This window comes from Streptomyces sp. NPDC059582 (assembly GCF_042735715.1).
GTDB lineage: Bacteria > Actinomycetota > Actinomycetes > Streptomycetales > Streptomycetaceae > Streptomyces.
In genome coordinates this window covers 25,472-38,753 of the sequence record NZ_JBHWCC010000038.1, presented here as the reverse complement: position 1 = coordinate 38,753, position 13,282 = coordinate 25,472, and the positions used below count along the sequence as shown (strand labels likewise).

Annotated in this window: 11 protein-coding genes and 1 pseudogene; 8 read left to right on the top strand and 4 right to left on the bottom strand. The window is 70.8% G+C overall.

All coding sequences use genetic code 11. The features are described 5' to 3' along the window. Window positions 1-20: 20 nt before the first annotated feature. Window positions 21-1,529, top strand: a complete 1,509-nt coding sequence (locus tag ACFV0T_RS28180; protein ID WP_385784827.1) for a BTAD domain-containing putative transcriptional regulator — start codon at window positions 21-23, stop codon at window positions 1,527-1,529. Here the strand turns inward: ACFV0T_RS28180 and ACFV0T_RS28175 are convergent. Then, a complete protein-coding gene (locus ACFV0T_RS28175; RefSeq protein ID WP_385784824.1) occupies window positions 1,502-1,765 on the bottom strand; it encodes a DUF6059 family protein in 264 nt (87 codons plus the stop codon). The two genes, ACFV0T_RS28180 and ACFV0T_RS28175, sit on opposite strands and share 28 nt — an antisense overlap. 125 nt (window positions 1,766-1,890) lie before the next feature. Between ACFV0T_RS28175 and ACFV0T_RS28170 the strand changes: the two genes are divergently transcribed. The 3 genes from ACFV0T_RS28170 to ACFV0T_RS28160 all read left to right on the top strand — a co-directional run bounded on the left by ACFV0T_RS28170 (window position 1,891) and on the right by ACFV0T_RS28160 (window position 6,158). Then, window positions 1,891-2,409: a MarR family winged helix-turn-helix transcriptional regulator gene (locus tag ACFV0T_RS28170; protein WP_385784821.1), complete on the top strand. Its 519-nt coding sequence runs from the start codon at window positions 1,891-1,893 to the stop codon at window positions 2,407-2,409. A 9-nt stretch (window positions 2,410-2,418) separates the two neighbouring features. Further along, the gene (locus tag ACFV0T_RS28165; RefSeq protein ID WP_385784819.1) at window positions 2,419-4,152 is read left to right on the top strand and encodes an ABC transporter ATP-binding protein; all 1,734 of its coding nucleotides are present in this window, start codon (window positions 2,419-2,421) and stop codon (window positions 4,150-4,152) included. Window positions 4,153-4,259: 107 nt separating this feature from the next. Then, window positions 4,260-6,158 carry an ABC transporter ATP-binding protein gene (locus ACFV0T_RS28160; RefSeq protein ID WP_385784955.1) on the top strand — a complete coding sequence of 633 codons (1,899 nt, stop codon included), beginning with the start codon at window positions 4,260-4,262 and terminating at the stop codon, window positions 6,156-6,158. A gap of 101 nt (window positions 6,159-6,259) precedes the next feature. Here the strand turns inward: ACFV0T_RS28160 and ACFV0T_RS28155 are convergent, their stop codons facing one another. Continuing rightward, on the bottom strand, window positions 6,260-7,105 hold the full coding sequence (locus tag ACFV0T_RS28155; protein WP_385784816.1) for an ester cyclase: 846 nt from the start codon (window positions 7,103-7,105) through the stop codon (window positions 6,260-6,262). A gap of 419 nt (window positions 7,106-7,524) precedes the next feature. Here ACFV0T_RS28155 and ACFV0T_RS28150 point away from each other — a divergent pair, with 419 nt between their 5' ends. The 3 genes from ACFV0T_RS28150 to ACFV0T_RS28140 all read left to right on the top strand — a co-directional run bounded on the left by ACFV0T_RS28150 (window position 7,525) and on the right by ACFV0T_RS28140 (window position 10,672). Further along, window positions 7,525-8,226 carry a HEAT repeat domain-containing protein gene (locus ACFV0T_RS28150; RefSeq protein ID WP_385784813.1) on the top strand — a complete coding sequence of 234 codons (702 nt, stop codon included), beginning with the start codon at window positions 7,525-7,527 and terminating at the stop codon, window positions 8,224-8,226. Window positions 8,227-8,317: 91 nt separating this feature from the next. Then, a complete protein-coding gene (locus tag ACFV0T_RS28145; RefSeq protein WP_385784811.1) occupies window positions 8,318-9,835 on the top strand; it encodes a hypothetical protein in 1,518 nt (505 codons plus the stop codon). A gap of 468 nt (window positions 9,836-10,303) precedes the next feature. Then, complete coding sequence (locus tag ACFV0T_RS28140; RefSeq protein ID WP_385784809.1) at window positions 10,304-10,672, top strand: low affinity iron permease family protein; 369 nt, start codon at window positions 10,304-10,306, stop codon at window positions 10,670-10,672. Window positions 10,673-11,071: 399 nt separating this feature from the next. Here ACFV0T_RS28140 and ACFV0T_RS28135 read toward each other — a convergent pair. Next, a pseudogene (locus tag ACFV0T_RS28135) lies at window positions 11,072-11,287 on the bottom strand (LysR family transcriptional regulator); the annotation flags it as partial. A 463-nt stretch (window positions 11,288-11,750) separates the two neighbouring features. Then, window positions 11,751-12,101 (bottom strand): hypothetical protein, encoded by a 351-nt coding sequence (locus tag ACFV0T_RS28130; RefSeq protein WP_385784806.1) that lies wholly within the window; start codon window positions 12,099-12,101, stop codon window positions 11,751-11,753. A 216-nt stretch (window positions 12,102-12,317) separates the two neighbouring features. Here ACFV0T_RS28130 and ACFV0T_RS28125 point away from each other — a divergent pair, with 216 nt between their 5' ends. After that, entirely contained in the window at window positions 12,318-13,010 is a 693-nt protein-coding gene (locus ACFV0T_RS28125) for a TetR/AcrR family transcriptional regulator (protein WP_385784803.1), read from the top strand. Window positions 13,011-13,282 lie beyond the last annotated feature (272 nt).

Below are 13,282 nucleotides of genomic sequence, written 5' to 3'. Positions count from 1 at the left end.
AGCGGAGCGTCCGTTTCCAGGTGCTGGGGCCTTTGGAAGTCATCGGCAACGGCAGGCGGTTTCCTCTGCGCGGCCTCACCCAGCGTGCGGTGCTCGGCTTTCTGCTGCTGCACACCGACCGGGCGGTGGCGACCAGCGACTTGGTGAAGGCGCTGTGGCCGCACGACGCGCCGCCCACGGCACGCAAGATGCTGCAGAACGCCGTTTCGGGCCTGCGCGCGACGTTCGCGAAGGGCGGTATCGGCGCCGAGACGGCGGCGCTGCTGAGCCGGGCTCCCGGATATGCGCTGCGGGTGGACCCCGACTGTCTCGACCTGGCCCGCTTCCGGTCTCTGGCGGGCAGGGGGCGGGCGGAGCTGGCCACCGGTTCCTGGCAGCAGGCAGCCCGCTCCCTGCGAGGGGCCCTGGCACTGTGGCGGGGCTCCGTGCTCGAGGACCTGGTCGAATCGGGTGTTGCCTGGCCGGAGCTGGCCGGCGTCCAAAGCGCCCGGACAGCCGCCCACGAGGACTGCTTCGAGGCCGAGCTGGCCGTCGGCCGCCACCACGAGGTCGTCTGGGAGCTGGAGGTGGCGGCCGGTCTCGATCCGGGGCGCGAGCGGATGTGCGCGCTGCTGATGCTGGCGCTGTACCGCTGCGGCCGGCAGGTCGACGCGCTGGGCATCTACCGCCGGCACCGGGCCCGGCTGTTCGAACAGCTCGGCCTGGAGCCCGCCCGTGAACTGCAGCGGCTGGAGCGGGCCATCCTCAACCACGACCCGGCGCTCGACCTGACAGCAGGGGGCCGCGTGGCGGAGGTCGCCGCGGCTGCGCACGCCGCGGGCGTCACCGCCTGCGCGGCGTCCCGGCAGCACGCCCTCGGCGCCGGAGGCCGGCCTCCGGCCCGTACGGCGCCCTACCCGGCGCTGCGGTCCGAACCCGCCTGCACCACATCGCGCAGCGTCGTGCCCGAGCCCGTGCGGCTCGTCGATCGCGGTCCGGAACTGGAGGTGCTGCGCAGCGTGCTGGACATGACCAGGAAGCGGCAGCGGCCCCATCTGGTCACGGTCCTGGGCGAGTCGGGCAGCGGCAAGAGCCGCTTGGTCTCCGAGCTCAGAAGTGCCCTGCGCAAGGACGAAGGGGCGGTCAGGTGCCTGATCGGGCGCACCCCGCCCGTCGGCCACGGCAGGGGCATGGCCGCACTCGCGGAGATCATCAAGTCCCCGCTGCCACCGGCCCGTCGCGCTGCGGACGCGGTGGACGGCGAGAACGGGCGGGAGGCGTCGGCCGCCGTGCGGGGCGTCCTGGAGCGGATGGCGGCGGCCCGTCCCCTGGTGGCCGTCCTCGACGACGTGCACCGGGCGAACGACACGCTGCTGGACTTCCTCGACGACGTGGTCCGCGGCGCGGCCGCCGTGCCCCTGCTGGTGATCGTGACGGCGCGGCCCGAGCTCCTGGAGCAGCGTCCCGACTGGGGCGGCGGGCTGCGCGCCGCCACCATCACGCTGGAGCCGTTCGCGGAGGCTCAACCGCCCGTCCGCCCGGGGTCGTGAGGCCAGGGGCGCCGGGCGAGCTCGCGGACGAGCATGTTCTCCAGCTCGGTCAGGGGCTGGTCCGGGCGCAGCCGCTCGGGATGGCCGCCCGGCGGCCGGTCGAGGCGGGGCGCGGGCCGGTACGTGTGACCGTTCAGATGGTGCGCGCCGAAGGCCACCAGACCCGTCCAGACCAACTGCCCGCAGCGGTGGATCAGGTGCCGTATCCACCAGGGGTTTCTTCGGAATCTCTGCACACCCGCCTCCCTCTTCGTCCGGGGTTCCCGGACGCGCCGACGCTAGTGCGGGCCGCTCGTGCCCCGGTCGAGCCGCGATCCATCGCGCTTGACGCCGAGATACTTCGGTACCTAATAATGAGGCCATGAACTTTGTTGGGAGCTCAGGGCCGGAAGGGCCACGGCCAGTCGGTGATGCCTCCATCGGGCAGTTGTTCGCCCTCGCCGCACGGCTCTCCGGCAGCATGTGGGTACGGCTGCTGAACGAGCGCCTGGGCATCGGCTGGACGGCCTTCAACATCCTTCGCCAGCTCGGCAACGCGGACGGCCAGACCTCCTCGGAAATCGCGAACGCCACGATGGTGGCGGCATCCACGCTGACCGGAGTGGTGGACACCCTGGAGAAGGACGGACTGATCGAGCGGCGCCGCTCGGACACCGACCGCAGGGTGATCAGGCTGCATCTCACCGCGACCGGGCGGGAGCGCCTGTCGGTGTCCGCCGCCGAGCTCTCCGACCAGTTCGACAGCCTCTTCGACTTCGTCGGCCCCGCCGACGAGCCGGTCATCCGCGGTTTCCTGCTGACCGCCATCGACCACTTCTCCGCCGAGCACGGCGGCCTGCAGCGCGGGCACACGGCCCCCGCTCACCCCTCACACGACTAGAGACTCCGCATGCTGATCCGACTTCTGCGCGCCCATCTGCCCCCCTACGGCAAGCCCATCGCCGTCATCCTGCTGATGCAGTTAGTGCAGACGCTGGCGACCCTCTACCTGCCCTCCCTCAACGCCGACGTCATCAACAAGGGCGTCGTCGCGGGCGACACGGCGTACATCATGCGGGCCGGCGGCGTCATGCTCGCCGTGTCGGCGCTTCAGATCGCCTGCTCACTCGTCGCCGTCTACCTCGGCGCACGCGTGGCCATGGGCTTCGGACGCGACGTGCGCGAGAGCGTCTTCGACCGGGTGCAGACCTTCTCCGCCCGCGAACTGGGCCACTTCGGCGCACCCTCCCTGATCACCCGGAACACCAACGACGTCCAGCAGGTACAGATGCTGGTGCTGATGGGCCTCACCCTCATGGTCGTGGCCCCCATCACCTGCCTGGGCGGCATCGTGATGGCCCTCAGGCAGGACGCGGGCATCTCCGCCATCCTGCTGATCGCCGTCCCCCTGCTCGGCGCGGCCGTCACCGTGATCATCAGCCGGATGAGCCCCCAGTTCCGGGTGATGCAGACCCGTATCGACCAGATCAACCGCGTGCTGCGCGAGCAGATCACCGGCGTCCGGGTCGTCCGGGCATTCGTCCGCGACCAGCGCGAGCAGCAGCGGTTCGCCGACGTCAACACGGACCTCGCCGACGTCGCCCTGCGCGTCGGCCGGCTGATGGCGCTGATGTACCCCACCGTCCTGCTGGTGATGAACGGCTCCTCCGTGGCCGTCCTCTGGTTCGGCGGCCACCGCATCGCCGACGGCGACATGGAAGTGGGCTCGCTCACCGCCTTCCTCACCTACCTCGTACAGATCCTGATGGCCGTCATGATGGCGACCTTCATGCTGATGACGGTCCCGCGCGCCGCCGCATGCGCCGAACGCATCCTGGAGGTGGTCGACACCGAGTCCAGCGTCGTCCCCCCGGCCCGGGCCGCCACCACACCCCCGCTGCACGGCGCGCTGGACCTGCGGGACGCGGAGTTCCGCTACCCCGGCGCCGAGCAACCGGTGCTCAGCGGCGTCGACTTGATCGCCCGCCCCGGCGAGACCACCGCCATCATCGGCCGTACCGGCAGCGGCAAGACCACACTGCTCCATCTCGTCCCGCGTCTCATCGACGCCACCGAGGGCACCGTGCTCCTCGACGGGCTCGACGTACGGGCGTTCGCCCCGGAGGCCCTCTCCACCGCCGTCGGCCTCGTCCCGCAGCGGCCCTACCTCTTCTCGGGCACCGTCGCCTCCAACCTCCGCTACGGCAGACCCGACGCCACCGACGACGAGTTGTGGCACGCCCTGGAGGTCGCCCAGGCCCGCGACTTCGTCGAGCGGATGCCCGACGGCCTCCAGTCCGAGATCTCCCAGGGCGGCACCAACGTCTCCGGCGGCCAGCGCCAGCGGCTCGCGATCGCCCGCACCCTGGTCCACCAGCCCCGGATCTACCTCTTCGACGACTCCTTCTCCGCCCTCGACTACGCCACGGACGCCGCACTGCGCGCCGCCCTCGCACGCGAGACCACCGAGGCCACGATCGTCATCGTCGCCCAGCGCGTCAGCACCATCCGCGACGCCGAACGCATCGTCGTCCTCGACGAGGGCCGGGTCGTCGGCACCGGCACCCACACCGAGCTCATGGGCACCAACCAGACCTACCGGGAGATCGTGCTCTCCCAGCTCACGGAAAGGGAGGCCGCCTGATGCCGGGGTCACACTCCACGGACCGCCGCCAGAACATCCCGCACCAAGGAGCGGCCCGCACGGGGGCGACGGACGCCGTCGTACGCAACGCCCCCCGCAACCACTACATGGGCGGCGGCGGCAAGGCCGAGGGGTCCAAGGACTTCCGCGGCACCAGCCGCCGGCTGCTCGGCATGCTGCGCCCCGAACGGGCGCTGATGGCCGCCACTCTCGCCCTGTGCGCCGGCAGTGTCACCCTGTCGGTGGTCGGCCCCAAGATCCTCGGCCACGCCACCGACCTCATCTTCGCCGGCGCCGTCGGCAGCGGCCTCCCGTCCGGCACGACCACGGCCGAAGCCGCCGAACAACTGCGCAAGCAGGGCCATCAGGCACAAGCCGACACCCTGTCCTCGATGCACGCCGTGCCCGGCGAAGGCATCGACTTCGACCGCATCGGCCACGTGCTGGTCCTCGCGACCGCCGTGTACGTGGTGGCGGCTCTGCTGATCCTGGCCCAGGGCCGGCTCACCGCGGTCATCGTGCAGCGCTCGGTCTTCCGCCTCCGCGAGCAGTCCGAGGCCAAGCTCTCCCGCCTGCCCCTGAACTACTTCGACCGGCAGCCGCACGGTGAGGTGCTGAGCAAGGTCACCAACGACATCGACAATGTCAGCCAGACCCTCCAGCAGACCTTCAGCCAGATCGTGAACTCCCTGCTCACCATCGTCGGTGTGCTGGTCGTGATGTGCCTGATCTCCCCGCTGCTGGCCCTGATCGCCCTGGTGACGGTACCGGCCTCCATCTACCTCGCGGCCGCTGTCGGCAAGCGGTCCCACTCCCACTTCACCCAGCAGTGGGCCGTCACCGGCCGGCTCAACGGTCACATCGAGGAGATGTACACCGGCCACGCGCTGGTCAAGCTCTTCGGACAGCAGGAAGCCGCGGCGAAGACCTTCCGGCAGCACAACGACGCGCTCTGCACGGCCGGCTTCAAAGCCCAGTTCATCTCCGGCATGATCCAGCCCGCGATGATGTTCATCAGCAACCTCAACTACGTACTGGTGGCCGTGGTCGGCGGGCTGCGGGTCGCCTCCGGCAACCTGTCCATCGGCGACGTCCAGGCGTTCGTCCAGTACTCCCGGCAGTTCAGCACGCCCCTCACCCAGGTGGCGAGCATGGCCAACGTGATCCAGTCCGGCGTCGCCTCCGCCGAACGGGTGTTCAGCTTCCTCGACGAGCCGGAGCAGCTGCCCGACCGGGCACAACCGCCACGGCCGGCGCCGGTGCAGGGCCGCGTCGAGTTCCAGGACGTCTCCTTCAGCTACACGCCCGACACACCGCTGATCGAGGATCTCTCGCTGTCGGTCGAGCCGGGCCAGACGGTCGCCATCGTCGGACCCACCGGCGCGGGCAAGACCACCCTGGTCAACCTCCTCATGCGGTTCTACGAGGTCACCGACGGCCGGATCACCCTCGACGGAACGGACATCGCCGAGATGTCCCGGGAAGGGCTGCGGTCGAACTTCGGCGTCGTGCTCCAGGACGCCTGGCTGTTCGGCGGCACCATCGCGGAGAACATCGCGTACGGCGCGGTGGATCCGTCCCACGAAAGCGTCGTCGAGGCCGCCAGGGCCACCCACGTGGACCGCTTCGTGCGCACCCTGCCCGACGGCTACGACACCGTCCTCGGCGAGGCGTCCAACGTCAGCGCCGGAGAGAAACAGCTGATCACCATCGCCCGGGCGTTCCTCTCGGATCCCTCGATCCTGATCCTGGACGAGGCGACCAGCTCCGTGGACACCCACACCGAGGTACTGATCCAGCGTGCGATGCACTCCCTGCGCCGCAACAGGACCAGCTTCGTCATCGCCCACCGCCTCTCCACCATCCGCGACGCCGATGTGATCCTGGTGATGCAGTCCGGCCGCATCGTCGAGCAGGGCACGCACTCCGAACTGCTCGCGGCCGGCACCGCATACGCCGACCTGTACGCCGCCCAGTTCGCCAAGGCGCTCACCGAGGTGGACTGACGAACACCCCCGTCGGGCTTCCCGCCGTACCGACGACGACGGCTGTGGGTCCGGAGCCTTCACGGGGCCCCGGACCCACAGCCGTCGGTGCGCGGCATCCGTCAGCCGAGGACGGGCGGCCGTACGGGAATGCCCGCGTCCTGCAGGCCCGAGTAGTCCACGACCTCCCAGTGCTCCGCGACCTTCCCCTCGACCAGCCGGAACTGGTCGCAGGTGTGCATCAGCAGCCGCCGGCCCGTCGGCGCACGGCCGCGCGAGACACCGGTGAAGTGCCCGCGCCAGGTGGCGAACACCATGACCCGGTCGCCGTCGGCGACCACATGGTCCACCGTGGCCGTGAGGTCGGGGAACGCCGCGAAGTTGCCGGCGAAATACACCTTGAACGCCTCGACCCCGTTGGGCACCGCCGGCATCTGGGCGTTGTGATGGACGTAGTCACGCTCGTAGTACGCCTCCGCCCGGTCCAACCGGTGCCCGGTCAGCACCTCCTCGTAGGCACCGAGTACCAGAGCCGTGTTCTCCCGCTCGGCGGCACCGTGCCGTCCGTCCAGCCCGGCTCGCACCGGGCCGGCCCCTTGGAGGTGCACGGCGCCGAAGGTCCTGAGAACCGAGTAGTCGACGACCGCCCAGTGCTCGGCGATCCGGCCGCCGTCCAGTCTGAACAGCTCGCCGGAGCGCAACTCCAGTTCCCTGCCGCTCGCGGGCCGCCCCGCGAACGGTCCGCTCTGCCGGCCGCGCCAGGTCATGAAGGCCATCACCCGGTCGCCGTCAGCCAGCAGCACGTCGACCGTCACCCTGAGGTCGGGGAAGCCGTGCAGGAGATCGCGCCAGAAGTCGCGCAGGCCCCCTGGCCCCGGCAACACCCGGGGGTCGTGCTCCTGATGGCCCTCGCCGTAGAACGCGTCGAGCCGCTCCAGCCGGTGGCCGTTGTGGAGCTCCTCCACCATGCGCCGGACCAGCCGCTCTCCACTGGTCGGCGCAAAAGCGCTCCGCGCTGCTTCTGTGCTGGCCTGCGATTTCATGGTCCGACCCGCCTCACGTGAAAAGGCCGGCCGCGGCCGGCCGGGGCCGGGCCGCCGCCGGGACACCTGCGTCGATGCTGCACACCGGCCCACGCTGGCAAGAGACTCTGGAGAAACACTCGAAGCGCCCTTGTGGAGCAGGCCCCTGCCCGCCGAGGCCGCTGTCGGCGCCGGGAGGGGTGCCGGTGGCGGGATCCGGGGATGAGCCCGGCACCTGCGGAGGGACAGGCCGAGTGGTGCTGTGCCACAACGCTCGTACAGGATCCGGACGCTCACCGGACGCGCCGCCGGTGGCCGCAGGAGCGCAGCGCATACTGGGCATCGGGAACCCGGGGGGAAGCAGGATGGGAATCGACGACGTCGACGCGGCCACGGACGACGAGCTGTTCGTGGGAGCTCTGCACGAGATCAGCGTGGAGGACGAAGACAGTCCTCTCCCCTGCCTGCTCGCCCTGCACGCGCGGCCGACCCGGTATGTCTTCGAGCGCGCGGCACAGTTGCTGGCGTGCGAGGAACCGCAGGAGCGGGAACTGGGAGCGCGGGTCCTGCGCGAGCTGGGCCACTGCGACGCCGAGGGCCGCCGGCCGTTCACCGAGGAGACGATCGACGCCGTCGTGGCGGAGATGGCCGACGAGCCGGACCCCTGGGTCCTGGGATCGATGATCTCCGCTCTCGGCTACCACCACGCCCAGGAGACCCTCGACCTGGTGCTCGGCTACCAGGCGCACACGGCACAGCCCGTCCGGTTCGCGGTGGCCGCCGCGCTTCCCGGCCTGGCCGACCCCGAGCACACCCAGGACCGGGCCGTCGAGGCCCTCCTGACGCTGGCCGAGGACGACAACGAGGCGGTGCGCTGGTACGCCCTGTACGCGCTGTTCAACGAGACGGCCGGAATCACCGACGCACAGAAGGTCCCGTGGGCCACCGCCCTGACCGAGCGAGGCGACACGCAGCGGCGTGCCCAGCTGCGCCACCTCGGCACCACCCTCGACGAGCACGTCGACACCGCCCTGCGCGACGCCCTCGAACAGACGCGGGACACCTGAGCCACCGCTCTCACGTACCGTGCCGCAGGCGGCGGACATTCCGGGAAAGAAATTCCGAACACCTCTTCCACGCTCCGGGCAGGATGCCTCCGTGCATCACCTCCTGTGCGGGCTCGCCGCCAATCCAGGCCTGTCGTCCGACCTGGTCGACCGGCTGATATCGATCGCGGACGACGACATCGCCGCGGACCTCGCCGGCCGCGCGGACCTCAGCCGCGCACAGGCGCTCGCGTTGGCGGCCCGCGTCGGCGACAGCACGGTGCAGCTCGCCTGCGAGGGCCGGCTGGCCGCTGCCGACATCGATCCCTGTGTCTGGCCGGATGCCGCCCTCGCCCTGCTCGACCAGGGTGCCGGGCGCGAGGAGTGGACGCGTCTGTTCGCGGCGGACCCGGTCCGTGAGCGCCGGGAGAAGCTGGCAGCCTGCCCCGGCCTCCCGTCCGACGTGGCCGACACGCTCGCGGCGGACCCGGATGCCGGTGTCGTCGCCGAGCTCGCGTTGTGGACGACCCCCGACGTGGCCGCGCGGCTCGCTGCGCATCCGCACGCCGAGGTCCGCCGCGCGGTGGCGTGCAACGAGGCGACACCCCGGCCGGTGCTGGCAGCGTTGGCGAGCGGACAGGGACTGCCCGCTGCGCGGCACTGTCTGGTCTGCGACCGCGAGGAAACCCCCTTCGTCCACGATCCGCAGTGCCCACGGCTCGACTGCGACCTGCCGCCGGGCGCCTCCTGCGACGGCTCCCACGAGTCCACCGTCCACGCCATGTGGGAGGCGGCGCTGCGCAACCCTGCCACCCCCGTCGAAGCCGTCGTCCACTTCGCGGACCATCCGTCGATGCTGTTGCGGTGGGCTCTCGCCGCCCGCCAGGACCTGCCCCGGCAGGTCTGCGCGCGGCTCGCCTCCGACCCCGCTCCCGGTGTCCGCGGCGACCTTGCCGAAAACCCCGCGCTCGACGATGCCCTGATCCGAGCGCTGGCCGACGACCGTGACCCCGAGGTGCGCCGCAGGCTCGCGCACCATCCCCGCGTACCGCTCGACGTGCTCACCCGCCTGGCCCGAACCGCCAGGATCGGCGCCACTCCTGTGCCCCGTATCGCCGCCGCCTCTGCCGCCGAGATCGAAGAGCTGGCCACCTCACCGGACCCGGCCGCCCGCATGCTCGTGGCCCAACGACGCGATCTTCCGCCCGAGATACGTGACCGGCTGGCCGACGACCCCGACGCGAAGGTGGTCAAGGCCCTCGCTCCGCACCCCGGCCTCACCGAAGCGCAACTGCGCGCCATGGTCGACCGGCACGGGGTCCGTGTCCTGGCCAAGGTGGCAGCCAACCCGGACGCGCCCCCGGCGCTGCTGGAGGACCTGGTCCGGCACGAACCAGCCGTACAGAAGGTGTTCCGTGAAGTTGCCCGGCATCGCGGGGCGACCGCTTCGGCACTGCTCGTCTGCCTGGCGGACACCCGGGCGAGACGCGTGGCCGCCGGCCACCCGGCACTGCCGCCGCCGGTCATCGCCGAGCTGCTCGCCGACGCGGACTGGCAGGTGGTGCAAGCAGCGGCAGCCAACCCGTCCCTGCCGCCTGCCGTGATGGCGGATCTGGTGTGCCGGCAGTGAGCGCACCGCCCGGCGGCTTCGATCTGTTCGGTCAGGGTGGGGCGACGACACCACACGCTGGGATCCGTTGCGGAGAGTGAGGCTCAGAGCCATGAGGGCCGCCGTACGGGTGCGCCCCGCGTCTGCCCATGCCGCCGCGACCCCGGCGAAAGACGCTCGGCCTCCTCCGGCTGCTCACGCGCCGGCGGGTTGACCGTCCAGGCCGCCGGGGGCGGGCGCCGCAGCCTGCGGATCTGCTCAGCCGGCTTCCGGCCACCTGCGGCCCGGGCCGCATTCGACGGTCGGCGCGGGCGTCGGTGAACTCGTCCGGGGCAGGCGGTGGAGAGCATCGGTGACGGCGCCCGGGTCCACCCGGCTCCCCCCACCGGCAGCCTCACGCATCAGATCCCATTTTGTGACGTTTGCCGCTTGTGGGAGTGAGGGACGCTTGGGGAACAGCAGCGCCGGCCGAGAAAGGAGAAGAAGGCGATGGCACTTCAACATCCCGCGGACCGTGGCGGCGACAGACGCGGCAGATTCGAGCAACTGGCAGAAGCGGCTTCCCGCTTCACCAGCTCCCCCGTGTTCTTCGGTCTGTGCCTCCTCCTCGTCGCGGCAGCCGTCGCCGTGCACGTCGCCGGCCTCGACCTGGAATGGCAGGTGTTCGTCAGCACCTGCATGACCTCGGTGACCCTGCTCCTGCTCGCTCTGCTCAAGAATTCGGAACTGCGGGCCGAACGCGCCATCCAGCGAAAGCTCGACGCGATCGCCGCCGCCATGCTGGAAGCAGGCGAAGGCGCGCCCGGAAAGGCACACCACGACCTGAAGCACGCGATCCGCATGGAGGACGAAACGTAGCTCGCCGCCCGGGCGGGCCCTGCTGCCACCGGGCCCGGCATCTGGCCGAGCTGCGGGAAGGGCTCGCGCCCGTGTCGCAACCGCGCGGGCAGCGTCGGCCCCGCAGACATCGGTGTACCCGACGGCGTCCGCGACGAACGAACGATCCGGTGGGCGGCCGAACGCCCGTGGCCTTGGCGCATGGACGATGTTCCGCCGCTGCTGGTGGTTGGGGGCGGCTTGGCCGCGGTCCCCTTCTGCCTGGTGTGCCTGGCGCGCCGCATACGTCGCCGGGGCACCGCGGGCGCGGCAGTCGTCGTCGACAAAGCCGGCCAGGGCGTGGATGGCGTCGGCGCGGAGCGCGCGCGGGCGAGCAGCTGCTCGCCGAAGGGGGTCAGGCGGGGTTCGCCGTTGCCGGCGGATGATGGCCAGTCCGCCCAGTTCCCGCTCCATCGCGGACGCGGAGTGCGAGACGCCGGAGTGGCTGATGCCGAGTCGTTCGGCTGCGGCAGCGAACCCGCCTGCGTCCAGGACGGCGGTGAATGCGCGAAGGTGCGCGAAATCGATGTTCGTGGAGTCCCTCTGACGAGCGACCGAAGTGCTCAGTTCAGTGCCGGACTCATGACGGCAGGTCACGCGGGATGGTGTCGAGGCGGATCGACGAGGCGGGACCACGGGTACAGCCTCACGGCAGCCTTTGTCACCCGCGGTGTCGCTGCGTCTGAAGGAGACCTCATCGGCTTTCCCGGACCGCGTGAGCTGTTCGTCTGCACGGCGGGTGTTCCGGTGTCCATATGCGGCCGGATCTTCGCCGGGTGTCTCGGGCGGTGGCCGGGGTTTTCGGGTGAGGCGGCCTTTCGGGAAGGCGGGCTGTCGCCGGGTGGCGCTGCTTCAAGCCTTCTGGCCGAGGTGTCGTGCGGTCTCCCCCGCGAACAGGGACTCTCCCGCTTCACCGGGGTGGGCCCGTGGCCTGTTCGCTGTCCGTGCGGGTTCCTCGGGGTGCCTCGTCCGTGTGCGTGTCCTCGTTCGTCAGCCGTACGGCGGTGGTTCGGCCGGTGGTCCGGCCCGGCTGATGCGTCCCGGGGCGGGAACGACGGGCTCAGCGGTGGTTCAGGTACCAGGTGACCTGGTCCTCGTGCCAGCGGGCGGCGTCCACGTACTGCCACGACGCGGCTTCGACCTGGTCCTCGTGCCAGCCGGCGGCGTCGACGAGGTACACGACCTGGACGCTGTGGGCCCCGCGCCGGTCGTCGTCCCGCTCCACCAGGCGGCTGCCGTGACCGTGTTCATGTGCACCGCTCGTGGTGGAGGTGACGACCGAGGAGTGCGCGTGCCGCACGGGGGCCGAGTCGGTGGCCGCCGACGCCGCGCCGCCGGTGGCGAGAAGGGCTCCGCCTGCCAGCGTCGCCGAGGCCAGTGCGATCGAGACGCGCCTGATCATCCTGTTCATGGTCATCTCCTAGTTTCGTGTCGCCGTCCGGAGGGGTGCCTCACGGTTTCGCGTTGCCTTCCGGAGGGGTGCCTCACGTTCGGCTTGGCCCACACTACTCGAGGGGCGCCTCATGTTTGCAGTGACGCTCATCACAGCACGTCAGAGGCATAAATTTGCAGGCGAGAACGCGACTACAGCCGAATACGAGGGGGCCCTCATGTTACGCTCGGGTACATGAGCCAGCACCACGCCTTGTCCGCGACCGCAACCCCGGCCAAGCCCCTGCGCCGCGACGCGCAGCGCAACAGGGACGCGATCGTGGCCGCCGCCCGCACCGCCTTCGCCGAGCAGGGCCTCGGCGCCTCCCTCGAAGGCGTCGCCCGCGAGGCCGGCGTCGCGATCGGCACGCTCTACCGCCACTTCCCCACCCGGCTCGACCTGGTCGAAACCCTCTTCACCGCGAAGTACACGGAACTGCTCGCCGCCGCCGAAGAAGCCGCCGCCATGGACGACGCCTGGGAAGGCTTCTGCCGCTACCTGGAGAAACTCTGCGAGCTGCAGGCCTGCGACCGCGCCTTCAACGACCTCGTCTCCGCCCGGCTGCCCCTGCACGTGGCCGGCCGCGAAATGTACGAACGCGCCAAAGAGCTCAGCAACCAGATCCTGCACAACGCCCAGGAACAGGGCGGCCTGCGCGACGACGTCAACCCGCAGGACATCGCCTTCGTGATCTGGTCGCAGGTCGGCATCATCCAGGCCACCCGCACCACCGCCCCCCAGGCCTGGCGCCGCCACCTGCACCTGATGCTCGACGCCTTCCGCACCGAAGGCGCCCACACACTGTCCGACCCCCCGCTGACCAGCGAGCAGGTCGACCAGACCCTCACCACCCTCCAGTGCACCGACGACGACTGCCGCGAGCAGTAGGAACACGCGCGGCTGATGACTCGCGCTGCAGGATTGCGGAGGTCCGGGTGAGCCCGGTGTGCCGGGACAGGCATCGGTGATCCTCCGGGCCGGGGCCTGTGTCTTCCAGGCCTGGGCCGAAGCGGCGCTGTGCCGATCACCGTTCCATGAGGGGACCTCGAACGGCGAAGACAACTTCACCGCTCCCAGCCACAGTTGGCTGCGCACGCAACGGCGTGACGGCGAGTCGTCCTCGGGTATCGGCTTCCCCGTGATCGAGTGCGTGCGGGATC